This window comes from Mesorhizobium sp. YR577 (assembly GCF_900116595.1).
Classification (GTDB): domain Bacteria; phylum Pseudomonadota; class Alphaproteobacteria; order Rhizobiales; family Rhizobiaceae; genus Mesorhizobium_M.
In genome coordinates, this window is record NZ_FPBI01000002.1 from 245568 (window position 1) to 270442 (window position 24875).

Sequence of the window (24875 nt, forward strand, 5' to 3'; positions counted from 1 at the left end):
ATCTTCATTGCGATTTTTCCATTTTTTGTTTAATGAGTCGAAGATTTAGCAACAGAATGACGGGAGGAATCGCCTTGGACTTGATGAGCTCCACAGCGGATGTCGGGCGCCGCCTTCGCGCATTCCGCATGGGCGCAGGACTTACTCCAGAGGATCTCGCCGCCAAGGCCGGCGTATCGCGTGCTGCGATCTATCGCTACGAATCCGGCAAGCCGCCCAAGGTCGATACGCTGGGCAAGATCGCCGACCTGCTCGGCGTTTCGTTGCCCACATTGCTCGGTGTCGGCATCGAATACGTCGCTTCGGCCGTGAGCTTCTTCGAACGCATGCGCCAGCTCGAGGAGGATGTCGACCAGATCACCGTGATGTTCGGGCCGATCTCCTATCTGCTCACCACGGATCGCTACGACGATCTGCTGCCGAAGGTTCTGGACGAGAGCATTCCCGAGGATGTCGGCGACCGGAAGACCGCCATTCGCGAGATCGGCGCGCTGATGGATATCCTCAAAACCCGCAAGGAAACCTTCCGGCGGCGCACGCCCAGCATCGTCAGCCTGGTTTCGGCCGCGGAGCTGGACGAGTTCGGCCGCGTCGGGTTTGTCGGCGCACACAATCATCCCTCGGTCAATCTGGCAGAACGCCAGAAGGCCGCGCGCGACGAGATCGAGAACATCGTTCACATGCTGCGCGAGCAGCCGATCGGCGTGCAGATCGGCGTGGTGATCGATTCCATGCCCGGTGCGAGCTTCCAGATATTCAAGCGGGCCGACAAGGCGCAGGTTGCCGTGAGCCCCTTCCGCCTCGGATCTTTTGCCAATATCCGCGTCGGCGTTGCGACCATTACGGCGGCGGCAGAGGCGGTGCAGCTTTACGGCGGCATGACCGACAGGCTATGGCGGCGAAGCCTCAAGGGCGACCAGGCGGCCGACTTCATCGAAAAGACCGTGCTCAAGAAGCGGGTTGCAGCCTGACGGCAATCAGTACGGGAAACCGAAGCGCAGAAACAATTTTGATACAAATCTCATCTTTGAGATTTTGGTTGCTTCCGTGAAAGTTTTGTGAAAGCTTGGCTCCTTTCCGGGGTTGGACGGGTAATCGAAGAGGATATTGTCCTCTCGATGACCAATTGTTCCCCGCTGGTAAGGCATGGAGTTTTTGGTGTCGCAATCGGAGCGGATGATCGATATCGCGGGTGTCCATAAGACATTCGTGGCTGACCATGGCACGGTAACCGCGCTGGAGCCGGTCAGCATCACTATCGGGGAAGGCGAGTTCATCTCGATCGTCGGCCCTTCGGGTTGCGGAAAATCCACGCTTCTCAGGCTGATTTCCGGTCTGGATCAGGCGAGCGGTGGTTCGATCAGGCTCGACGTTTCCGGCCGCAAGCGCCCTGTCGGTTTCGTCTTCCAGGAGCCGGTTCTGCTCCCCTGGAAAAGCATCATCGATAATGTCCGCTTTCCGCTCGATACCTCGGGCGTCAGCCGTGCCCAGGGCGACAAGACCGCGCTCGACCTCATCAAGATGGTCGGCCTCGCCGGTTTCGAGAAGGCATTGCCGCGCCAGCTTTCCGGCGGCATGCGCCAGCGCGCGGCGATTGCCCGCGCACTCTCCGACGACCCGCCGATCCTGCTGATGGACGAGCCGTTTTCGGCTGTCGACCTGCTCACCCGCGACAATCTCAACGACGAACTGCTACGCATCTGGCAGTCGACCGGCAAGACGATCCTGCTCGTCACACACAGCGTGGAAGAGGCCGCCTATCTCGCTGACCGCGTCATGGTCATGACGGCGCGTCCCGGCAAGCTGAAATGCGTTCATAACGTCGAGCTTCCCCGTCCGCGTGGCGAGGAGACCAAGCTCGATCCGGCCTATCATGCTCTGGTTGCCCAGCTTCGCCGCGACCTCAGGACGCCTGCTGGTGAGGCGCATTGATGAGCGGGCGTTTTTCCGCGGCGATCGATTATACGCTGGCACTCGCCGTGCTCCTTTTTGCCTGGTGGTTCGCGACCGGCCCCATGGCGCTGCCGACCTACCTTCTGCCTTCGCCGCTCAAGACCTGGAATGCGCTGGTGACGATCGCCCTCACCGGCGAGCTGTGGCGGCATCTCGGCTTCACGCTGCAGAACATTGTGCTCGGCCTTATCCTCGGCTGCATTGCCGGCATTGCGATCGCCTATGTCATGACGCGGTTTCCCAAGCTTGCAGTCTGGCTCGATGGCCCGCTGGTGATCCTGCAAACGGCCCCGAAGATCGCGCTCGCGCCGCTCTTCATCGTCTGGTTCGGCTTCGGCATCCTGTCGAAGATCGTCCTGATTTTCTCTCTTGTGTTTTTCCCGGTCTTTGTCGGTGCGGTCGCCGGCTTCCGTGCACTCGATCCGAAGATGAAGGATCTTTCGAAGCTTCTCGGCCTCAGCTCCATGCAGCGGTTCCGGCAGATCGAGTTGCCGGCGGCGATGCCGGAAATCTTCGTCGGCCTGAAGATCGGCGCGGTGCAGGCGCTGGTCGGCGCGGTGCTTGCCGAGTGGATGGCCGGCAAGGTGGGTCTTGGCTATCTGATGACCTTCGCGGCGGCCACCTACAAGACACCGCTCCTGTTTGCCGCCGTCCTCATGACCGTGGTTCTTGGCCTTCTTCTGCACGTCGCGCTGACCATTCTTGAACGCCGGCTCCTGTCCTGGAAAGGAGCGGTCAATGGCTAGGACCAGCGCTGCATTCCCCTGGAAGAACGGCCGCCCGCCGCATCTGCCGTGCGGCCCCGGTGACATTGCCGAAAACGTCCTGACACCGGGGGACCCGGATCGCGTGCGGCTGCTGGCCGACATGATGGAGGACGTGACCGATTTCGGCCGTAAGCGCGAGTTCGCCGTCATCACCGGCACCTATGAAGGCAAGCGGCTGACCATTTGCTCGACCGGCATCGGCGGACCGTCGACGGAAATCGCTCTCGTGGAGCTCGCCATGCTCGGCGCCAAACGTGTCGTGCGCATCGGGGGCATGTCTTCGCTGGTTGCCGACTATGCGGTCGGCACCTTCATCGCCGTCGACAGTGCCATCGGCGATACCGGAACTGCCCTCACCTATCGCGCCGCCGGCGGTGAGGCGAAGGCTTCGCCACAGATAACGCAGGGCCTCGTGAACGCAGCGACTGAGCTTGGCCTCGCCTGCAGCCCGGGCAAGGTCGCCTCGACCGACAGCTATTATTTCGGCCAGGACCGCCGCTTTCGTTCGATCGAAGGCAGCGACGATGCCTACGGCAATTTCATCGACCGCTTCCAGGCTCAGGGCGTCGTCGGCGTCGAGATGGAGAGCGAGATCATCTTGACCGTCGGCGGGGCGATCGGCCTCGAAACCGGCTGCCTACTTGGTGTCCATGGAAATCGCGCCACCGATGAATGGCTCGACGACTATGAGGCAACCCAGCGAAACCTTCTGCGCATTGCAGGAAGGGCATTATCCTCCACAGATTGGGAACTCAGGAGCCAACCATGATCCAGTTTCGCGTGACAACCGCGGCAAGCCTGCTCGCCTTGCTCACTTCGCCATTTTTCGCATCCCTCGCCGACGCGGCCGACAAGGTCGTGATGCAGATCGACGGCGCAGCCGCTCCCTTCTACGCACCGCTTTATGCCGGCGTTGAAAACGGCGTCTTCGAGAAGAACGGCATCGAGGTCGAGTTCATCTATGCTGCTGCCGCAGACATCCTGACCAACATCGCTGCCGGCAATGTCGATTTCGGCTTCCCGAACGGTGATGCCGTGGTCGCCGCTGCTGCTAACGGCCTGCCGGTCAAGGTGGTCCACACGACCTATCAGCGCGGCATCGGCGCACTGCTTGCCAAGGCCGATAGCGGCATTACGGGCTACAAGGACCTGAAGGGCAAGAAGATCGCCGTCACCAGCCTTGCCAGCCCGAACTATCTCCAGCTCCAGGTCGGCCTGAAGCTGGCCGGCCTGTCGCTCGACGACGTCAGCGTCGAGGTCGTCCAGACGGGTGCCATCGTCCAGTCGCTGCAGGCCGGACAGGTCGACGCGATCGTCTTCTCCGAGCTTCGCAAGTACAATCTTGAAGCCGACGGTACCAAGGTCACGATGGTTCTCTCCAACGACTTCCTGCCGTCCTTCGGCAATGTGGTCGTCACCAATGCCGCCAAGCTGGCCGAGAACCCCGATCTGGTGAAGCGCTTCACCACGGCCGTTACGCAGTCCTATGAATGGGTCATCGACGGCCATGTCAAAGAAGCGCTGGATATCGCGCTCGACAAGTACGCACCGACCTGGCCGAAGGATCAGAAGGGTATTTTGACGACCGCCTTCGAACAGACCTTCGTACCAACCGTCTGGCAGAGCCCGCTCACCAAGGAAAAGGGCCTGGGTGCGGCTGACTTCGCCGGCTGGCAGAAAAACGCCGACATCCTGGCCGAATACAAGGTCATCGACGAAGCACCCAAGGCGGAAGGCTTCGTCGTCGATCCGTCCACGATCGGTCAGTAAAACATGTTGCTGCGTGGCATAGCGGGCCTTATCGCGACCCTCGTCCTGTGGACGGCGATCGTTTTCATTTTTCAGGTTCCGAGCTTTCTGCTGCCGGGACCGATGGAAGTGCTCAACCGTCTCGTCTTCCTCTTCGAGAACGCCAAGCTTCTCCGGCATATTGGCGTGACGCTCACAGAGATCGTCGCGGGCTTCGTGCTCGGAACGGTGACCGGCATTCTTGCCGGCGTCGTTTTCGCACGCTTGCCGCGCGTCGAACGCTTTGCCACGCCGCTGATCCTACTGCTGCAGACAGCACCGAAGATCGCGATCGCACCACTGCTGCTCTTGTGGCTGGGGATCGGGCCGACGCCCAAGATCGTGCTGATCGCGATCGTCACCTTCTTCCCGGTGATGTCCGGCATGGTCACTGGCCTGCGTTACGGGGAAGGCAGTTTCCGCGATCTCGCCGCCGTGTTGAAGCTCAGCCCCTGGCAGAGCTTTTGGCATATCGAGCTACCTTCGGCCCTGCCGGCGGTGCTCGCCGGCATGGCAGTTGCCACCACGCTTGCCATGACCGCAGCGGTCATCGGCGAACTGATGGGCGCCAATGAAGGCATCGGCTATCTCCTGTCTTCCGGTCAGGAAAACAGCGACACCGCAGTCGTCATCGGCATGGTTCTGCTGCTCTCTTTGATCGGCGGGGCTTTTTATGAGATCATCGAGTTGATCCGCCGCCGATCGCTCGGCCGCTTCCAACTCTCTTGAGCCGGTGACAATGGCGCGTGTTTTCCTCTGTGTCCTCGATTCCGTCGGATGCGGCGGCGCGCCGGATGCGGCGCGCTACGGCGACGAAGGGTCGAATACGCTACTGCATATCGCCGAGGCCTGTGCTACCGGCAATGCTGAGGAAGGGCGAAGCGGGCCGCTGAAGGTTCCCAACCTCGATGCGCTCGGGCTGGGTGCTGCGATCCGGCTTGCATCCGGCAAGGCAGCTCCGGGTCTCGGTGCTGTGCCGATCGGAAGTTGGGGGGCAGCAGAGGAAATCTCCGCCGGTAAGGATACCCAGTCGGGCCATTGGGAGCTCTCCGGCGTACCGGTAACCCGTGACTGGCATTATTTTCCGCGCACCGTTCCGGCTTTCCCGGATGAGCTGATGGCCGAACTGGTCGCTCGCTCCGGCATTCCGGGGACGCTTGCCAATTGCCATGCTTCGGGAACGGAGGTGCTAGACCAGTTCGGTGTCGAGCACATCGCGACCGGCAAGCCGATCGTCTACACGTCGGCCGATAGCGTCGTGCAGATCGCCGCGCATGAGGAGCATTTCGGGCTTGAACGATTGCTCGACGTCTGCCGGATTGCTGCGGAGATATTTCATCCCCTGAATGTCGGGCGGATCATTGCGCGTCCGTTCATCGGCGAAACGCCAGGGGCGTTTGCCCGCACCGCGAACCGCAAGGACTATGCGATCGCTCCGCCCGCGGGCACTATCTGCGACCACGTCGTGGCGGCCGGTGGCGCGGTCCACGCAGTGGGCAAGATCGGGGATATTTTCGCGTACAAGAGCATTACCGATGTTTCGAAGGGCAAGGATGACATGGCGCTCTTCGACCATATGCTTTCCTGGTGCGACCGAGCCGCATCAGGCGATCTGATTTTCGCAAACTTCGTCGAGTTCGACAGTCTCTGGGGCCATCGGCGCAATGTTTCGGGTTATGCTCGCGCTCTCGAAACTTTCGATGCACGGCTGCCGGAACTGACAGGCCGTCTGCAAGACGGCGATCTTCTCATCATCACCGCAGACCACGGCAACGACCCGACCTGGCATGGCACCGACCATACGCGCGAGCGCGTTCCGGTGCTGGTCACTGGACCCGGCATCGAAGGACAGGAACTCGGGATCATCCCGTTCGCCAGGGTTGCCGAGCTGGTTGCCTCGCATCTGAAGATCGGACGATAACCTATCGCCGCCGGCTGCTTTTGACCGGAGACGTGAAGCATCAGCAGCATGAATCGATCCGAGCGGATCGATTCATGGAACTCGTTGGACGCCGCTTTCGCGAAACGCGAAAATCCGTCCATGCCGAAAGAACAAGCCGGACCGCTTCATCTGCGCCGCGTCGACCCGACCCAGAACATGCGCCGCTTCTATACGCTCACCATCCAGCCGACACTGTTCGGCGGCTCATCGCTCATACGCCATTGGGGCCGCATCGGCACCAATGGCCAATCGATGATGGAGACCTTTGACGCATCGGAAGACGCGGACGGCGCCCTCGCCCGTCTCGAACGGACAAAGCGGCGAAAGGGCTATCTCGACGCGGGGTGTAACGGAGCTGGTTGAATTCTGTGATGCCCTAAGATGAGCAATGAGATACCTGCGCTACGCGACGAGGAGCCCCGCGCAAGGCTGCGGCACCAGCAAGCAAAGTCACCTATAACCTTTCTATTATGAAATATATTTCAGTATATGAATTTTATTGACATAAGTTTCAGAGGCTGCAATGTAGCCGAAGTCGGGCTTCGGGAGGAGTTCGACACTAATCAATCCATACGGCAGCGCTCCTGGAGCGCTCGCGACGGTCATTGAGGATGGCTTCGGCCAAGGGAGGAAACTTGCGCAAATTTCTGAGAACGCTCACAATCGCAGCGGCTGCATCGACCTGCTTGGGTTCTATGCAGGCACTCGCCGAAACCCCTAACCCGTTCAAATGCGAGCCAGGTGAAAAATACGTCATGAACGTGATGGTTTCGGGCGTCGAATACTGGTTCCCGGTCTATGAGATGTTCAAGCAGGCCGGCCAGCAATTCGGCTGCGAGACCGCCTATACCGGCACGCCCGAATATGACGTCAACAAGCAGATCGCGACCTTCGACCAGGCACTGGCACAGAAGCCGGCCGGCATACTGGTCCATCCGATGAACTCCGATCCATTCATCGAGCCGATCAATCGCGCCATCGAGCAGGGCACCGCAGTGGTGACGTTTGCGGCCGACTCGCCCAATTCCAAACGGGTCTCCTACATCACCTCTGATAACAATGCCGAAGGCACTTATGCCGCCGACGCCGTTGCCAAGGCGATGGACGGCAAGGGCGAATATGCCGTGCTGGAAAACCCCGGCCAGGATAACCACGACAAGCGCGTCAACGCCTTCGTCGCTCGCATGGAAGCGAAATGGCCCGACATGAAGCTCGTCGGCCGCGCGGCATCGAACCAGGATCCGACCAAGGCCTATCAGGCAGTTCTCAGCCTGGCGCAGGCGCATCCCGATCTCGGTGCCGTGTTCATGCCGGAAGCCAACTCGGCGATCGGTGCGGCCCAGGCAGCCAAGGAAGGCGGCGGCAAGATCAAGATCATGCTTGCCGACGTCAACGCCAAGATCCTCGACATGATCAAAGCTGGCGAGATATTCGGCTCGGTCAACCCGAACCAGGGCATGCAGGGCTACATGGGCTTCATGCTCCTGTGGATGGCCAAGCACCCCGACCTGATCGACCCGATGAACGACGCCAGGCGTTCGGGGTCCAACGCCATGAGCGTGCCCTTCGTCGACAACGGCTTCTCGATCGTCACTGCGGACAATGCCGACGACTTCTACTGGGACACCTACCTCAAGCGTCGCGGCACCAAGGGCATCGAGGAATAATCTCGACATCCCAAGATTGTCAGGACAACCAAGTCGGAAGGGGGTCGCAGCCCCCTTCCCCTCGCAGCGCCCATTGCAGGAGCATGGCGTGACCCAGACGCCCATTCTTGAAATCAACGGCCTGTCCAAGGCGTTCGGCCCAGTCAAGGCGCTGAGCGACGTGCAGTTCGAGCTCAAGCGCGGTGAAATCCATGCGCTGTGCGGCGAAAATGGCGCGGGCAAGTCGACGTTGATGAATATGATCGCAGGCGTGCTGCAGCCTGACCAGGGCGACATACTGATTGACAGCGAGCGCGTTTCGATCCCCTCGCCGGCAGCAGCCCAGCGTCTCGGCATAGCGCTCGTGCATCAGGAGATCGCGCTCTGCCAGGACGCGACGGTCGCCGAAAATATCTACATGGCCGCGATCAATGCCCGTCGCGCGCCGCTGATGAATTTCCAGAAGCTCTATGTCGACGCGCAGAAGGTGATGGACCTTCTCGCCCCCATTCCGGTGCGCACCAAGGTCGCCGACCTTTCCATTTCCAACCAGCAGCTCGTCGAGATCGCCAAGGCGCTGACGCTCGACTGCAAGGTGCTGATGCTCGACGAACCAACCGCAGCCCTGACCGAAAGCGAGGCGCAACGACTGTTTTCGATAGTGCGCGGCCTGAAGGAACGCGGCATTTCGGTGGTTTATATCAGCCATCGCATGGCTGAGATTTTTTCGCTGTGCGACCGCGTCACCGTCTTCCGCGACGGCCATTACGTCGCCACCGATCCAATAAATGCCGTGTCGCCCGACGACGTAGTCCGCAAGATGGTCGGCCGCGAGATCACCCAGCTCTATCCCGACAAGCTGGCGCCGAAGGAACCCGGGCGTCTGCTATTGACTGTCGAAGATCTTTCCGACGGCAGCCGTTTCACTGACGTGAACCTGCAGCTCCGCGCCGGCGAAATTCTCGGCATCGGCGGCCTCATCGGCGCCGGCCGCAGCGAGATCGCGCAGACCATTTGCGGCCTGAGGCCGGCGGTTTCGGGAACCATTGCGCTCGACGGCCTGAGCCTGCGTATCCGCAACTACAGCGATGCAGTCAAGGCAGGGCTCGTCTATCTCTCCGAGGATCGCAAGGGCTCCGGCGTGTTTCTCGACATGCCAATCGCGGCAAACATCTCGGCTCTCGACCTCGGCAAGCTGACCGGGACGCTCGGGCTTCTCGACCGCAAGGCAGAGGACCGCCAGGCAGCCGATCTGACCAGGCGTCTGGGCGTTCGCATGGCCGGCATCGGGGCAGCCGTATCGACGCTCAGCGGCGGAAACCAGCAGAAGGTGGCCATCGCCAAGCAATTGTCGATCGAGCCCAAGGTTATAATCATGGACGAACCGACGCGCGGCATCGACGTCGGCGCCAAGGTCGAGATCCACCGGCTGCTGCGCCAGCTGGCCGGCAAGGGCGTGGGCATCGTCGTCATCTCGTCAGAGCTGCCGGAACTGATCGGCCTGTGCGACCGCGTGATGGTCGTGCGCGAAGGCAGGATTGCCGGCGAACTCGCCGCAGACGAGCTCGGCGAAGAATCCATCATCATGCTCGCGTCGGGCGTCCAGAGCGGTTCAAATCAGAAAATGCAGGCCCAGAATGTCGCCTAGGGAAGCCGGAGAAACCCTCATGCACGCCGATATCAAGGCACCCAGCGAAGCGCGGCGCATCGACTTTGCCCGCCTGGCATCGATGCGCGAGGCAGGGCTGATCGTCATCATCCTGGCGCTGTGCATCGCCATGAGCTTCGCATCGCCGCATTTCCTGACATGGGGCAACTTCCGCGCCATGCTGATGAGCTTCTCCATCGAAGGCATCGTCGTGGTCGGCATGACCATCCTGCTCATTGTCGGCGGCATCGACCTGTCGGTCGGCTCGGTCGTCTGTTTCTCGATGGTGGTTTCAGGCGCGCTGTTCCTGGCCGGTCTCGATCCGTGGACCGCCAGCCTGATCGGCATCGGCGTCAGCGCGCTGATCGGGGCTGCCATGGGCTTCTTCGTGACGGTGGTCGGATTGAACCACTTCATCACCTCTCTTGCGGCGATGGTCATCGTGCGCGGCATGTGCCTGGTCATCACCAAGGGCACGCCACTGTCGCTGTTCACGCTGCCGCCGGCGTTCAAGGCGATCGGCCAGGGCAGCTTCAACAGCATTCCCTATGTGATCATGATCTTTGTCGTGGTCGTTGCGATTTTCGACTTCCTGCTGCGACGAGCCACCGCCTTCCGCAAGGTTTTCTACACCGGCTCCAACGAGAAGGCCGCGCAGTTCTCGGGCATCAAGACCAGGCAGGTGAAGTTCTGGGTCACGGTGTTGTGCTCCACCCTCGCCGGTCTCGCAGGTGTCATTTACATGGCCCGCTTTGGCGCTGCGACACCAACCTTCGGTGCCGGCATGGAACTCAACATCATCGCCGCAGCCGTGATCGGAGGTGCGTCGCTGAATGGCGGCTCGGGCACCATCTTCGGCGCGATCCTCGGCATGGCGCTGCTCTCCGTCGTGACGAGTTCGCTGATCCTGCTCGACGTGTCCGTCTATTGGCAGGACATGATCAAGGGGTGCATCCTGCTCGCAGCAGTGTCGATCGACCACTTCCTGCATCGCAAGAAGTCCTGAATTCAAGAAGCGCATCGAAACAAGATCATGGCCCCCAACAACACACGCGACGACATCTCGACGGTCCGCCAAATGCACCAGGCGCTTGTCCTGCACTATGTCGAAGGCAAGACCCAGGCAGAGATCGCAAAGGAACTCGGTATCTCGCATGCCACGGTCAACCGGCTGATCAAACGGGGCCATCAACTCGGCCTTGTCGAGATCAAGATCAAATCGCCGATCGACCACTTGATAGACATCGAGGCACAGCTTGTGGCACTTGGCGGCATCGAGCGCGCAGTGGTCGTGCCGTCGGTTTCCGAAAATCCGCAGACGGCCCTGCAGCGTGTCGGCGAGGCAGCGGCACGGCTGCTGCTCGACACTATCAAGGACGGCGACACCATATCCATCACCGGCGGCAAGGGCGTCAGCGCGCTGGTCGCCGGGCTTCAGCCCGGACGACGCTATGATGTCGAGGTCATTCCCGCGACGGGCCTCGTCCAGGGCAAGCACTACACCGACGTCAATCACGTCGCTTCGCTGATGGCCGACAAGCTCGGCGGTCGTGCCTATCAGGTCCATGCGCCATTGTTTGCCGACTCGCCAGAGCAACGCGGAATGCTGATGGGCGTGCGTTCCGTCGCCGATGTGTTCCGCAAGGCGCGCGAGGCCGACGTTGCCGTCATCGGCATCGGTTCAATCCTGAGCGACGATTCGAGTTATTACGACCTTCATCCGTCATCGAGCGCCGACCGCCAAGCCATTGAACATTCAGGTGCTACGGGCGAACTGCTTGCTCACCTCATCGACCGCGACGGGAGGCTTTGCGATTATACGCTCAACCGGTCTCTGGTGTCGCTGACACTCGACGAGTTCGCAACGATCCCGCGATCGATCGGCATAGCCAGCGGCGCAAGCAAGGTCTCGCCTATCCTCAGCGCCATGCGCGGCAACCATCTCGACACCATCGTCACCGACGAGGCCACCGGCCTTCAGATCCTCGACCTTGCCAAGCAGGAGGCAGCATGAGCTCCCGACAAATCCAACGCCATATCGGCAGGTCCGACGTCTCAGCATCGGCCGTAGGCCTCGGCACCTGGGCAATAGGCGGCTGGATGTGGGGCGGCACCGACGAGCAAGCGTCGATCCGCGCCATAGACGCTTCGATAGACGCCGGCATCAGCCTGATTGATACCGCGCCTGCCTACGGTCTCGGTCGCAGCGAGGAGATTGTCGGCAAGGCCATCAAAGGCAAGCGCGACAAGGTCGTCATCGCCACCAAATGCGGACTGAACTGGCATTCCGGCAAGGGCAACCATTTCTTCGACCAGGACGGCAAGCCGGTCCATCGCTATCTCGGCGCCGACGGGATTGCCTATGAGCTTGAGCAGAGCCTGCGCCGTCTCGGAACCGATCATATCGACCTCTACATCACCCATTGGCAGGACCCGACCACGCCGATCACGGAAACGGTTGCCGCACTCGAAAAGCTCAAGGCGCAGGGCAAGATACGCGCCATCGGCGCCTCGAACATCAGTGCCGAGGATCTCCAGCATTATGTCGAAGCGGGGCAGCTTGACGCCATCCAGGAGCGCTATTCGATGATCGATCGGGAGATCGAAGACAGCCTGCTGCCGATCACCCGCCAAAACGATATCGCCACGCTGAGCTACTCGTCGCTGGCGCTCGGCCTGCTCACCGGTGCCATCCACCCAACGCGCGAATTCACCGGCGACGACCAGCGCAAGGGCAATCCCCGCTTCTCGGCCGCCAACCGGCAGAAAGTGGCAAGGCTTAAGCGAGCCATCGCTCCGATTGCCGAACAACACAGCGCTTCGATGGCGCAGATCGTCATCGCCTGGACGCTGGCGCAGCGCGGAATCACCTTCGCGCTGTGCGGTGCGCGCAATGCAGAACAGGCGCTTGAGAATGCACGAGCTGGCGAGATCACGCTCGAAGCCGGCGAACTTGCCGCTATCGATGCCGCCATCGTTGCGCACCTCGTAGCCATGGATGCCTGAGCGAAAGGCAAAGTTCAAATGAACCGCAATGAAACACTCGCCGCTCTGCGCGAGCGGCCGGATATTGCCGTGCTCGTGATTGGCGGCGGCATCAACGGCATCAGCGTCTTTCGTGAGCTTGCCTTGCAGGGCGTCGACGTCGTTCTGGCGGACAAGGGCGACTATTGCAGCGGTGCGAGTGCGGCGCTGTCGCGCATGGTGCATGGTGGTCTGCGCTATCTGGAAAACGGTGAGTTCAAGCTGGTGCGCGAATCGCTAGTCGAGCGCGACCGCCTGCTGAAGAATGCCCCGCATTATGTGGCGCCGCTGCCCACGACAGTACCGATTTTCGATACGTTTTCCGGGATCGCCAATGGCGCCGTGCGCTTTCTGGGCCTGACGCGCCGTCCGAGCCGGCGCGGCGCGCTGGTGATCAAGGCCGGGCTCACCATGTACGATCTGTTCACGGCAGCCCGGCGGCTGATGCCGACGCACCAATTCCGGGGGCGGACAGACACGCTGAAAACGTGGCCGGCGATCAACTCGGCAATTCGCAGCTCTGCCACCTATTACGACGCCTGGGTCAGCCGGCCTGAGCGCCTCGGACTGGAAATGCTGTTCGATACAGTCACGGCAGCATCATCGGCGCGCGCCCTGAACTACGCCGCGGTCGCTTCAACCGATGCGGGCCTCGCCCTCATCGACACCTTGACCGAAGAGACGCTGCCGCTGCGCCCGCAATTGATCGTCAATGCCACCGGCGGCTGGATCGACCTGACCAACAATGCCATCGGCGCCACCGCGCAAAAGATGATGGGCGGTACCAAAGGATCGCACCTGATCGTGGACAACGCCGAGCTTTACGACGCGCTCGGCGGCCACATGGTCTATTACGAGAATGAGGACGGGCGGATCTGCATCCTGTTTCCTTATCTCGGCAAGGTGCTGATCGGCTCGACCGATATCCGCGTCGACAACCCGGACGAGGTGCGCTGCGAGGACGACGAGCGGAGCTACATCCTTCAATCGCTCGCATTCGTGTTTCCCTCGATCGTGATCGCCGACAATGAGATCGTCTTCCGCTTCGCCGGCGTGCGTCCCCTGCCCGCCAGCGAGGACAGCTTCACCGGCCGTATCCCGCGCGATCATTTCTGTGAGTTCGTCGAACCAAGCGGACATCTGCCGGCAACGCTTTGCATGATCGGCGGCAAATGGACGACGTTCCGCTCCTTCGGCGAAATGGCTGCCAACATGGCGCTGGAGCGGCTCGGCCTGAACCGCAGCAAAGGCACCGAAGACCTCGCCATCGGCGGCGGCCGGAATTTCCCGGCTGATCCGGAAAAATGGTGCGCCTCATTGGCAGAACAGCACAGGCTGTCCTTAGAACGCGCGCATATGCTTCTGGAGCGTTATGGCACCTCTGCCGAGGGTTTCGCACAACTCACCGCGGACCAGATGCTGCCGCGATCAGATTATTCGGTTGGTGAAGTCCGGCTCATCATCGAGCGCGAACAGGTCGAATGCCTGGCCGACATATTTCTACGCCGCACCACCATCGCCATCTCGGGCGGCCTCAGTCTCGCGCTCATTGATGCCGTGCTCGACATTCTCGCCGCACACAAAGGGTGGGATGTCGACCAGGCAGCCACCGAACGCACTGCCTTCCTCGTCTTGCTGGCGCACCAGCACGGCGTCGACCTATCGGACCTATCTCAGACGAACGACAAAAGGAGCGCCCTATGCGCGTGAACAAGAAAGTCCGCATGAACCGACTGTTCGGCGGCGGGCGCTGTCTCGATGTCGCCATCGACCACGGCGTCTGCAACGAGCCGAGCTTTCTGGCGGGACTGGAGGACATGGCCAGCGTGGTAGGCCAGTTGGTCAAGGCCGGCCCTGACGCCATCCAGATGAATTACGGCCAGGCCGACCTGCTGCAGGCGGTGCCGGGCAAGGACAAACCGGCTCTCGTCATGCGCATCGACATGGGCAATCCCTACAACAAGATACGCCACCGCGCGATGTGGGCGGTTGTTCAGAACGAAGCAGAGCCGCTGCTTGGCGCGATCGAGATGGATGCGGCCTGCGTCGTCGTCAACCTGTTCATGCTGCCCGACGAGCCGGATCTGTTCCGCCAATGCGTGCAGAACATCGCCCGCGTGCGTGCCGACTGCGAGAAATACGGCCTGCCGCTGATGATCGAACCGCTGGCCATGCTGCCAGTCTCAGAACATGGCGGTTACATGGTCGATGGCGACGCGGAAAAGATCGTGACGCTGACCCGGCTCGCCCGCGAGATGGGCGCCGACATCATCAAGGCGGATCCGACCACCGATCCAAACGATTTCCACCGCGTGGTGGAAGCCGCCCGCTGCCCGGTTCTGGTACGCGGCGGCGGCAAGGAGGATCTGCGCGCCGTGTTCGACAAGTCGGCTGCCCTGATGGCGCAGGGCGCGCTAGGCATGGTCTATGGCCGCAACATCTACCAACACGCCAATCCAAGCGCCGTGGTGCGCGGTTTGATGGCGATCATTCATGACGACGCGGATGGCGCTGCCGCCTGGGACCTGTACAAGCAGGCATAGGTTGCGGCATCGGGAGGAGCCAATGGGAAATTACATTCTTGGCCTCGATGCGGGTAACACCGTTATCAAGGCAATCATCTTCGACTTGTCCGGGCGCGAACTTGCGCTCGCTGCCTGCGACGGCCGCTCGTGCATGCCCAAGCCAGGTCATGTCGAGCGCGACCTTAACGAGCTCTGGCGCAACGCCGTCGCGGTCATCGGGCAATGCATCGAAAAGGCCGGCATCGATCCAGGCGAGATCGTCGCCATCGGCTGTGCCGGTCACGGCAATGGCCTTTACGCATTCGACCGTGACGGCGCACCGCTGATCGGCATCCAGTCGCTCGACACGCGAGCGGTCGGAATCGTCGCCGAATGGGCCGAACAAAATGTCGGCGACCGCACCTATGGGCATTGCCTGCAAAGGCCATGGGCGGCGCAGACGCCGACCCTGCTTGCCTGGCTCAAGCGCTTTTCGCCCGAGTTGTTCGCCAGGATCGGCACTGTGTTTCTGTGCAAGGATTTTGTCGTCAACCGACTAACCGGCGCGCGTTCGACCGACACTTCGGACATGTCGGGCTGCGGCCTGCTGCAAATTCCCGATCGGCGCTACGACGAGGATTTGCTTGCGGCTTACGGGTTGGGCGATTGCATGGCATTGCTGCCGCCAGTTCTGGAATCGGCTGATATCGCCGGCCACATCACCGCCGAGGTCGCAGCACTGACCGGCCTTCTCACCGGTACGCCTGTCGTCGCCGGGTTGTTCGATGTGGTTGCCAGCGCTATCGGCTCGGGCGTCACCCGCACCGGTGCGGCCTCGATCATCGCCGGGACCTGGAGCATTAACCAGATCATCACCGACGAGCCAATCCGCGACCCCTCGATTTTCATGGTCTCGACCTTCGATCCCAAACGCTATCTGGCGATTGAATCGAGTGCCACTTCGGCGGCCAATCTCGAATGGATCGTCCGCGAATTCCTCGAACACGGCCACGAGCCAGGCAAGTCGCCGTTCGAGCTGTGCAGTGAACTCGTCGCGTCGGTTGATCCAGACAGCGACATCCCGATCTACCACCCTTTCCTCTATGGCTCGCAGCAGAACGGCCGTGCACGCGCCGGCTTCTACGGCATCGCCGGCTGGCACACCCGTGCCCATATGCTGCGCGCCTTGTTTGAGGGTGTCGCCTTCGAACACAAGCGTCACATCGAGACTTTGCACAAGGCCGGAGCCATCTTCGACCAGGCAGTATTGTCAGGCGGTGGCTCGCGCAGTGAAATATGGCCGCAAATCTTTGCCGACGTGCTTGGCGTTCCCGTCACCGTGGCGCGCAGCCGCGAGACCGGGGCGCTTGGCGCGGCAATCGCAGCGGGCACGGGCGTGGGTATTTTTGAAGACTACGGGGCGGGTGCGGCGGCAATGACATCCGCTGCCCGGCACTATACGCCCAACAATGCGATTGCCCCCGCTTACGCACAGCGCTATCGCCTGTATGGCGAGATCAATCAGGCGATGACCCCTATGTGGGAGCGCATCGCCATCCAGCAGGCGTGCAAGTGACCGAAGCTTTATCCTCCTCATTTGACGAATACGACTACGTCATCGTTGGTGCCGGCTCGGCCGGCTGCGTGCTCGCCAACCGGCTTTCTGCAGATCCACGTAACCGGGTGCTGCTGCTCGAGGCCGGCGGCAGCGACCGTTATCACTGGGTCGATATCCCGATCGGCTATCTCTATTGCATGGGCAATCCGCGCACCGACTGGCTGATGAAGACCGAGCCGGAAGCCGGGCTCAATGGGCGGAGTCTCAATTATCCCCGAGGCAAGGTGCTTGGCGGGTGCTCGTCGATCAACGGCATGATCTATATGCGCGGCCAGGCCGCCGACTATGATGGCTGGCGCCAGTCCGGCAATGTCGGCTGGGGGTGGGACGACGTCCTGCCCTATTTCCGCAAGTCGGAAGACTATCACGGCGGCAAAAGCGCCATGCATGGTGCTGGCGGCGAATGGCGCATCGAAAAACAGCGCTTGTCGTGGCCAATCCTCGATGCCTTCCGCGACGCCGCCGAAGAACTCGGCATCCCGCGCACCGACGACTTCAACGCCGGCACCAATGAGGGCTCCGGTTACTTTGAGGTCAACCAGAAAAAGGGCGTGCGCTGGAACACCTCCAAAGCGTTTCTGCGCGGCATTAAGGACCGCAAGAACCTGCGCGTCGTCACCGGGGCCGAAACCGAGCGGCTCGAATTCGACGGCCGCCGCGTCACCGGGCTGGTTTTCCGAAAGGACGGCGGCTTGCGTCAGGTCAAAGCGGGGCAGACGATCCTCGCCGCCGGCGCCATCAACTCGCCGAAGATCCTCGAGCTCTCAGGCGTCGGCCAGCCGGACCTGCTCTCGCGCCTCGGCATCGGAGTGCGCCATGGCTTACCCGGCGTAGGCGAAAACCTGCAGGACCATTTGCAGATTCGCACCGTCTTCAAGGTAACCGGCGCGGCGACGCTCAACCAGCGCTACCACAATCTGATCAGCCGCGCCGCCATGGGTCTCGAATATGCGGCCCGCCGCAGCGGCCCGTTGTCGATGGCGCCGAGCCAGCTCGGCATCTTCGCCAAGAGTGATCCACGTCTCGAAACGCCGGATCTTGAGTATCACGTGCAGCCGCTGAGCACCGACCGGCTTGGCGAGCCGCTGCATCGTTTTCCGGCGGTAACGGTGTCGGTGTGCAATCTTCGCCCCGAAAGCCGGGGAACCGTGCATATGGGCTCGACCGACCCGCGCGAGGCGGCGAAGATCAGGCCGAACTACCTTTCAACCGAGGGCGACCGCAGCGTCGCCATTGCCTCGCTGCGTCATGCCCGCCGCCTCATGAAGGCCAAAGCCGTAGCCCGCTTTGCGCCGGAAGAGATGCTGCCCGGCACCCAATACGACAGCGATGAAGATCTGCTCCGCAAGGCCGGCGACATCGGCACGACGATCTTCCATCCGGTCGGCACCTGCAAGATGGGCTCGGACACGATGGCGGTGGTTGACGACCACCTGCGGGTCCATGGGCTCGACGGCCTGCGGGTGGTGGACGCCTCCATCATGCCGACCATCGTCTCCGGCAACACCAACTCGCCGGTCATCATGATCGCCGAGAAGGCGGCGGAGATGATCCTGCGGGATGTTCGCTGACGTTGCTGTTAGGCTCCAGTCAGCGGCTACCGGTAGCAATCAGCAACAACACATATGAGATTACCAGGACGATCAGCCCGCGAAATGCCAGGCTGACAAAATGGTATTTCGCCTTCGCGATGATCGACAGCGTATCGATGTTGCCGAGATATTCCTGATAGAGAAACGTTGGATCATTGCGCTCGCCGGCAGCAAGCAGAGCTGTGCGGTTGGCGTCCCAGCCGCCCCAGAACAGTGATGTTGATCGCAGACCGCGCCGAGGCAGCACGACGACTATGGCCGAAACCAGCGTGAAGGTGGCGGCTACGGCCATGCAGCCGGAGAAAAGCACCAGCGGAAACTGTGCCTCTATATAACGCTGCCATTGAAACGCCATTCGACCTTCCGACGAGCTGATCATGAAAGCCAGCATGAAAGTGAAGATGTAGGCCGCCTTCTGGTCGGCGATCTTTATCTGATCGTAAAAAACGTCGTTTATCTTCTTCAGATGTTCCAGATAGTCCTTCCCCGGAATGGACGATGAAACTTCGGTATTTCCCATGGAAGAATCGAATTTAAGCGAACTTGCCATTTCCCCTAGCCCTTGATGCGATTCACTGTAAAGCCCGAGTAACGAATGCAGCATTCCACATGCTAGTGCAAAGGGATTATTGACAGTTCTGTCCCGCTCCGGTCATAACGCCCCTTGGGTTTGAGGGGATATCAATAAAAACAATGCGACGCTATCTGGCGGTTTCTTTGATACTGTCGGCAGTGTTCGGTGCGCAGCAGGTTGCGGCCGAGCCGGTGACGCGCGCGCAGCCCGCTGCCGGTTCCGTGATCGCGCGCAAGTCCGGCGAGGAAGTTCGCTTCGTCGATGTGTCGGACTGGCGCTTCGTTGATCTACGCCAGGATGTCGTGGCCGGCGATTATCTTCGCACCAATGCGACCGGCAATCTGGCCGTGCTGTTTTCCGACCGTACGCAAATGCGCCTTGGCCGCAACACAACGCTTCTGGTCAAGAATGTCGGCCCGTCGACCGACGCGGCCTTTGCGCTCGAAAGCGGCACGATCTGGGCGCGCGCGGAGCGTGGTGGACCAGGACTGACCGTCGAGACGCCGGCCGCGGCTGCCGCCATTCGCGGTACCGACTGGACGATGACGGTTGAGAGCAATGGCCGCACCTCCCTGACCGTGCTGGAGGGTAAGGTCGAACTCGCCAACCAATTTGGGGCGGTGACGGTTTCGCAGGGCGAAGGCGCGGTCGCCAATATCGGCTCGGCGCCCACCAAGATCGTCAACGTCAATCCCGACGATCGGGAGCAGATGCTGTTCTTCCTGTCGCTGCGAAATTCCTTCAACATGTTGCCGGCATCGCCGCTTTCCAGCCCGGATATGCGCAAGGCCCGCGGAGAGATCACCGCTAAGGCGCCATCGGCCCGTTCCGGGGAAGACTGGCTGACGCTGGCCGAAGTGAACCTCAATTACGAAGGCCGTGAGGCTGCGCGCGAAGCAGCCGCTCAGGCACGTCAATTCAGACTGACACGCGCGCAAACGGCCCGCCTCGATCTCATCGAGGCGATGATTGCGGGAGCCGAGAAACGCTATGATGAGGCGGCTCATCTTTTCGAACAGGCGAGGCAGAACCTGGACCCCCGCCGCCGCGCTATGGCGACATATGGTGGTTATTATGCGCGGGCACTTGCTGATCCGAACCGCACCGAGGCGCCGCCCAAGCCCAAAGCGGACGGCCCTTACGCGGCAATGGCGGAAGCATTGACGGTTGCCTTCCTGGTTGATTTCAAGGCGTCGATCGCTGTTCTGAAAAGGGCGGAACAACGCTATCCGGAGAATCCGAGCCTGCCGGCGATGCGCGCACAGCTGGCGATGGCACTGGACGATCGTCAGCAGATGGAGGAAGCAATCGACAGGTCTCTGTCGCTCGATCCGGATGATCCAAACGCACTGGAAGCTCGCGCCAATTTTCGTGCGGGTTTCAAGAGCGATCTCGAAGGCGCCTATGCGGATCTAACCCGTGCGCTGGAAATCGCACCCGGGTCGACGACCATCTGGAATGGGCTCGGCCTCGTGCAGAATGCCCGTGGCGCATATCGGGAATCGGAAGCCGCGCTGAAGCAGGCGATCGCGCTCGATCCGCAAGACCCCGTCTCGCATATCAATCTCGCTGTGCTTTACCTGGACCAGGATCGCGTCGTGGAGGCGCGCGCCGAGATCGACAAGGCGCTGGAAGTCGACCCTTCCTTTGACATGGCCCTGCTCATTCGCGGCCGCTACTACATGCAGACCGGCGAGCTGGAAAAGGCGCGCGAGGACCTGCTGGCCGGCACGACGGCCAATCCGGCGGATGCTCAGGGTCTGCTGTTGCTCGGTGCTTCCTACTATGAAAGCGGCGAGCACGAACCGGCTGCGCAAGCTATCGAGAATGCTGACAGGCTCGATGCCAATGATCCGGTCGTGTCGTCATTCAGGACCGCGATTGCCATCGACGAATATGAATCCGATGAGGCGATCAGAAGTGCCCAGGAAGCCTTGAGGAGAGCCCGGGCTCGTGGCGGCGACTATGCGCCGCTCAGCGCCAGTCGCGATCAGGGTTCGACCCTGAACGATGCCTACCGCCTGCAGGGATTAGACGCCTGGGGGCGCTATTATGGTGCTGCCGTGTTCGATCCATTCGGCGCGGCGGGCTATGTCGACCAGACGGTTTCGGGCAGCCCAAATCCGTTCGTCAATGACCTCAATTATGGCGCAACGGTAGTCGATCCCGGTACGAACGGGGCGGGCTTTTCGTCGTTCTTTCAGGGGTTGATGCTTGACCCGGCCATGATCTCAGGCCGCTCCACCAGCGCCACTCTCTTCAGGCGTCCATTTCTGGAGACGAGCATTGGCGGTGGCTTCACCAGCACCAGCGATAACACCGGCTGGACAAGCGAAGCCGAGGTTCAGGGGTTCGTGAACGATCCGATACCGTGGAGTTTCTACGGCAAGCTTGATGTGCAGCGCTCCGGGGAATTCCGGGAAGGCACAGATCCAGGGTTCCCTGTTCCAAATGTCCGGTTTGATCTTGAAGACAAGCTCGTAGCCGGGACCGGATTCGTGACGGCCCGACCGACGCCGAACGACCGTGTGGTTGCTTATGTCGATATCCGGAACGATGAAGCGAACCTCAACAATGGCCTGTTCGTGTTTCCTTCACCAGTTATTATCGATCCAGGTTTTCCGTTTCCGATTGTAGGCTCTACCTACGACCGGCAGCTTGAGAACAGATCGGCCAATCTGGGATTGGGCTGGAGCCACACATTTGGGTATAAGAATGTGGTGAATGCGGCCTTCTTTGCGTCCAGTTCACGCCAGACCAGCGAGGAAGCGGCAACTTTCGCATTCGACTTTGGACTTCCAATTCTATTGCCCGGCCCGGGCACGATAGACGGCTCGTCAGAGCAAAGCGCTTATATTGGTGCCTTGAACCATACGTATGGGGTTGGTGATCTTACGCTCAGATATGGTTTGGAAGGCGGAACGATCGACTCCAAGCAGACCAAAGCGACCAGCATATCCTTTCCCTTTCTTCCCGTTTTTAACGAAATCGAGACTACCGATACCGGCCTAACGATTGGCCGCGCTTATATGGATGGCCTTTATGAGGTTACGTCCGCTTTGAAACTGGAGGCAGCGCTTTTCGGAACCTATCTTGACGGTGATGTGAATGGCTTGGGGTTCGAGCAGGGCAAGCTGGAGCCGCGTGTCGGTGCCGCCTGGGCGCCGGTCGAAGGTCACTGGCTCCGCGCTGCCTTCATGCGTGAGACGGCAGCAGTCAACACAACGACACTTGCACCGATCGGCATCGTCGGCCTGCAATCCAATCAGACGCCGATTGGATTGGGAGGATATTCAGACACGTTTGCGGCCCGGTGGGACGCAGAATTGAACGGCCGCCTCTTCACGACGCTCGACTACCAGCACCAGGAACTCTCCGGCCTTTCCATAGACATCCCGGGAGCCTTTGATTCAACCGACCTTACCGAGGCCCGTATCGATCGCCTTGCGGCAACGGCCAATGTCTGGTTGGGCGGCGGTTTTGGCGCATTTGCGACCTACGCTTACACCGACTCCGAAAACAAGGATCCGACCAGCTTCGGCTTCGGCGAGGCTTTGCCATACGTGCCCGAACACTCGGCGCGGCTTGGCGTAACCTGGGTCAATCCGGCCAATTTCAAGGTGACACTCGCCGCCACCTATATTGGCGAAAGGTCCGGTGACGTTTCGGGCGATCCGATCGACCCGTACTGGACGGCTGATACCTTCGCGACCTGGGAACCCTTCAACAAGCGTTTTGAGCTGGAACTCGCCGCATACAATCTGTTCGACGAGAAATTCAACGTGGCCGCAAGCGTACCAGGTTGGGGACGCAGCTTTGTCGGGTCGCTCAAGGTTCGCTTCTGATGCTTCTGACCGGTCCATGGTGGAAGGGCCTTGGCGCCTCTGCATCGGCTGCCGCCACGAGGCGCAACGGCGTTGTGATGGTGACATTGCTCGCCGCGTTGCTTGCGGCAATGCTGTCTTTGCTGACGCCGTGGAAACTGCTCGAAGCGCGCGCCTTCGATTATTTTTCGACTAGCGGCGTTCCGGCCCGACCAGCCAACGGGCCGGTTATCGTTGCCATTGACGAACCCTCTCTTGCGGAAGTCGGCTTGCAATGGCCGTGGCCGCGCGACCTGCACGCGAAGCTGATCGAAGCGCTGCGCAAGGCCGGTGCAAAGGCAATCGGCCTCGACATCATCTTTGCCGAACCTTCCAATCCGACTGCGGACGAGGCGCTTGTCAGAAGCCTTGGGCCTGATGTCGTGCTGGCAGGCGACGAGACCTTTATCGAGACACCGCAGGCTGCCCAGCATATCCGGGTCGAGCCCCTGGCGATTTTCACAGGTGCAGGAGCCCGGTCCGGCATTGCTTCGATTGCCTTCGATGGCGACGGCATATTGCGCCGCGTGCCGGCTTATGGTGACGGATTTGCTGCACGACTGCTGGCGGCTGCGGGCCAAACGACAGAGGTGCCGCACAACGCCCTGCTACAGACCTTCGGGCCGTCGCGCACCTATGAAACCGTATCTTACTATCAGGCGCTCGATCCCGATCAGTTTTTGCCCGAAGGCTTTTTCCATGACCGTGTCGTCATGGTGGGGCTGAGCGTCCAGAATGCGCCGACGATCGCCGAGGGCGGTGCCGATGTTCACGCCACACCATTCACCGTTCGTACCGGCAGGCTGGTTGCCGGCGTCGAGATCCACGCGACGATTTTCGACAATCTTGCAGCCGGTCTCTCCATCAATCGTACGCCTGTATTGATCTCACTGCTGTCGATCGCGATCGGCGCGGGGCTTGCTGCCCTGCTTATCCGCCGCCGTACCGGCTGGAAAACGGTGGCGGGCGGTGCAGCCGTTGTTGTGGCCATACTCACCGGCAGCTATCTCTGCCTTCGTTTCGGTCGCATCTTCATCCCACCATTTGCGCCTTCACTGGCCTTCATGCTGGCGGCGAGCGCACAGGGCGCACTGGATTTTGCTTCCGAACGACGGTTGAGGCGAGGTATCACTCGCGCCTTCTCGCAGTATCTCTCACCGCCGCTGGTCGAGCGCCTGGCGCGCGATCCATCACAGCTTCGGCTCGGCGGCGAGGTGCGTACGCTGACCATTCTTTTCTGCGATATTCGCGGCTTCACTACCATCTCCGAGACAATGAAGGACGATCCAGAAGGCCTGACGCGCCTGATCAACCGGTTGCTGACGCCGCTTTCGGAGGTCGTGCTGGCCACTGGCGGCACTATCGACAAATATATCGGCGATTGCATCATGGCGTTCTGGAATGCGCCACTGGACGATCCGGATCACGCCGTTCACGCGGTGCGTGCCGCACTCGGCATGTTCGATGCTCTGAACGCTCTGAATGCCGAGTTCCTCATGGAGGCGGAAGCTTCTGGCAGACCCGCGCTGAAACTCGGTATCGGCATAGGCGTGAACACAGGCGAATGCGTCGTCGGCAATATGGGTTCGACCAGCCGCTTCGATTATTCGGCGCTGGGAGATTCGGTCAATCTCGCCGCACGGCTCGAAAGCGCATCCAAGGATGTCGGCGCGCCGCTGCTCATCGGTGAAACGACTGCCGCCTTGGTGCGGGACAGCTTTCCGATTTTCGAACTGGACCGGCTGACTGTCAAGGGCAAGACGACAGCCGTCGCGGTTTCCACGGTATTGCCGAATGCTACTGCCGAGCAAGTGACGTTGCATGCCCAGCTTCTTGATGCGCGCCGGTCCAGGGATCCATTCTCAAGTGAAGACGCCGAGAAACTAACGGCGGCATTGCCGGTTCTGGCGCCTTTCTATTTGCGCTTGTCCAGCGAGTATTCGCGAGATTGAGCCC

Annotated in this window: 20 protein-coding genes; 19 read left to right on the forward strand and 1 reads right to left on the reverse strand. The window is 60.9% G+C overall.

What is annotated here, in order from left to right:
- Positions 1–83 precede the first annotated feature (83 nt).
- The 17 genes from BM413_RS04085 (at position 84) to BM413_RS04165 (ending at position 18461) form a co-directional block, all read left to right on the forward strand.
- Positions 84–971 (forward strand): helix-turn-helix domain-containing protein, encoded by an 888-nt coding sequence (locus tag BM413_RS04085; RefSeq protein WP_244537748.1) that lies wholly within the window; start codon positions 84–86, stop codon positions 969–971.
- A 187-nt stretch (positions 972–1158) separates the two neighbouring features.
- The gene (locus tag BM413_RS04090) at positions 1159–1932 is read left to right on the forward strand and encodes an ABC transporter ATP-binding protein (protein WP_210188903.1); all 774 of its coding nucleotides are present in this window, start codon (positions 1159–1161) and stop codon (positions 1930–1932) included.
- Positions 1932–2699, forward strand: a complete 768-nt coding sequence (locus BM413_RS04095) for an ABC transporter permease (RefSeq protein ID WP_091910713.1) — start codon at positions 1932–1934, stop codon at positions 2697–2699. The genes BM413_RS04090 and BM413_RS04095 overlap by 1 nt, the downstream gene beginning before the upstream one ends.
- Positions 2692–3489, forward strand: a complete 798-nt coding sequence (locus tag BM413_RS04100; protein ID WP_091910715.1) for a nucleoside phosphorylase — start codon at positions 2692–2694, stop codon at positions 3487–3489. Before BM413_RS04095 ends, BM413_RS04100 begins: the two co-directional genes overlap by 8 nt.
- Positions 3486–4490, forward strand: coding sequence for an ABC transporter substrate-binding protein (locus BM413_RS04105; RefSeq protein WP_091910717.1), 1005 nt, complete (start codon positions 3486–3488; stop codon positions 4488–4490). The genes BM413_RS04100 and BM413_RS04105 overlap by 4 nt, the downstream gene beginning before the upstream one ends.
- 3 nt (positions 4491–4493) lie before the next feature.
- Positions 4494–5237 carry an ABC transporter permease gene (locus BM413_RS04110; RefSeq protein ID WP_091910719.1) on the forward strand — a complete coding sequence of 248 codons (744 nt, stop codon included), beginning with the start codon at positions 4494–4496 and terminating at the stop codon, positions 5235–5237.
- A gap of 10 nt (positions 5238–5247) precedes the next feature.
- Complete coding sequence (locus BM413_RS04115) at positions 5248–6429, forward strand: phosphopentomutase (protein ID WP_091910721.1); 1182 nt, start codon at positions 5248–5250, stop codon at positions 6427–6429.
- 120 nt (positions 6430–6549) lie between these two features.
- Entirely contained in the window at positions 6550–6813 is a 264-nt protein-coding gene (locus BM413_RS04120; protein WP_091911113.1) for a WGR domain-containing protein, read from the forward strand.
- 272 nt (positions 6814–7085) lie between these two features.
- Entirely contained in the window at positions 7086–8117 is a 1032-nt protein-coding gene (locus tag BM413_RS04125) for a substrate-binding domain-containing protein (RefSeq protein WP_091910722.1), read from the forward strand.
- Positions 8118–8205: 88 nt separating this feature from the next.
- Entirely contained in the window at positions 8206–9744 is a 1539-nt protein-coding gene (locus BM413_RS04130) for a sugar ABC transporter ATP-binding protein (protein WP_091911114.1), read from the forward strand.
- A gap of 19 nt (positions 9745–9763) precedes the next feature.
- Entirely contained in the window at positions 9764–10750 is a 987-nt protein-coding gene (locus tag BM413_RS04135) for an ABC transporter permease (RefSeq protein ID WP_091910724.1), read from the forward strand.
- A 27-nt stretch (positions 10751–10777) separates the two neighbouring features.
- A complete protein-coding gene (locus BM413_RS04140) occupies positions 10778–11758 on the forward strand; it encodes a sugar-binding transcriptional regulator (protein ID WP_091910726.1) in 981 nt (326 codons plus the stop codon).
- Entirely contained in the window at positions 11755–12750 is a 996-nt protein-coding gene (locus BM413_RS04145; RefSeq protein WP_091910728.1) for an aldo/keto reductase, read from the forward strand. Before BM413_RS04140 ends, BM413_RS04145 begins: the two co-directional genes overlap by 4 nt.
- Before the next feature lie 18 nt (positions 12751–12768).
- Positions 12769–14478: a glycerol-3-phosphate dehydrogenase/oxidase gene (locus BM413_RS04150; protein ID WP_091910730.1), complete on the forward strand. Its 1710-nt coding sequence runs from the start codon at positions 12769–12771 to the stop codon at positions 14476–14478.
- Positions 14469–15311, forward strand: coding sequence for a class I fructose-bisphosphate aldolase (locus BM413_RS04155; protein ID WP_091910732.1), 843 nt, complete (start codon positions 14469–14471; stop codon positions 15309–15311). The genes BM413_RS04150 and BM413_RS04155 overlap by 10 nt, the downstream gene beginning before the upstream one ends.
- Positions 15312–15333: 22 nt before the next feature.
- Positions 15334–16848, forward strand: coding sequence for an FGGY-family carbohydrate kinase (locus BM413_RS04160; RefSeq protein ID WP_091910734.1), 1515 nt, complete (start codon positions 15334–15336; stop codon positions 16846–16848).
- A complete protein-coding gene (locus BM413_RS04165) occupies positions 16845–18461 on the forward strand; it encodes a GMC family oxidoreductase (RefSeq protein WP_091910737.1) in 1617 nt (538 codons plus the stop codon). The genes BM413_RS04160 and BM413_RS04165 overlap by 4 nt, the downstream gene beginning before the upstream one ends.
- Positions 18462–18480: 19 nt before the next feature.
- Here BM413_RS04165 and BM413_RS04170 read toward each other — a convergent pair whose 3' ends face one another.
- Positions 18481–19002, reverse strand: a complete 522-nt coding sequence (locus tag BM413_RS04170; RefSeq protein ID WP_091910739.1) for a Pycsar system effector family protein — start codon at positions 19000–19002, stop codon at positions 18481–18483.
- A gap of 173 nt (positions 19003–19175) precedes the next feature.
- On the opposite strand from BM413_RS04170, the gene BM413_RS04175 reads away from it, so the two are divergent.
- Together BM413_RS04175 and BM413_RS04180 are read left to right on the forward strand one after the other, a co-directional pair.
- Positions 19176–22901, forward strand: coding sequence for a TonB-dependent receptor domain-containing protein (locus BM413_RS04175; RefSeq protein ID WP_091910741.1), 3726 nt, complete (start codon positions 19176–19178; stop codon positions 22899–22901).
- Positions 22901–24871: a CHASE2 domain-containing protein gene (locus BM413_RS04180; RefSeq protein WP_091910742.1), complete on the forward strand. Its 1971-nt coding sequence runs from the start codon at positions 22901–22903 to the stop codon at positions 24869–24871. The genes BM413_RS04175 and BM413_RS04180 overlap by 1 nt, the downstream gene beginning before the upstream one ends.
- Positions 24872–24875 lie beyond the last annotated feature (4 nt).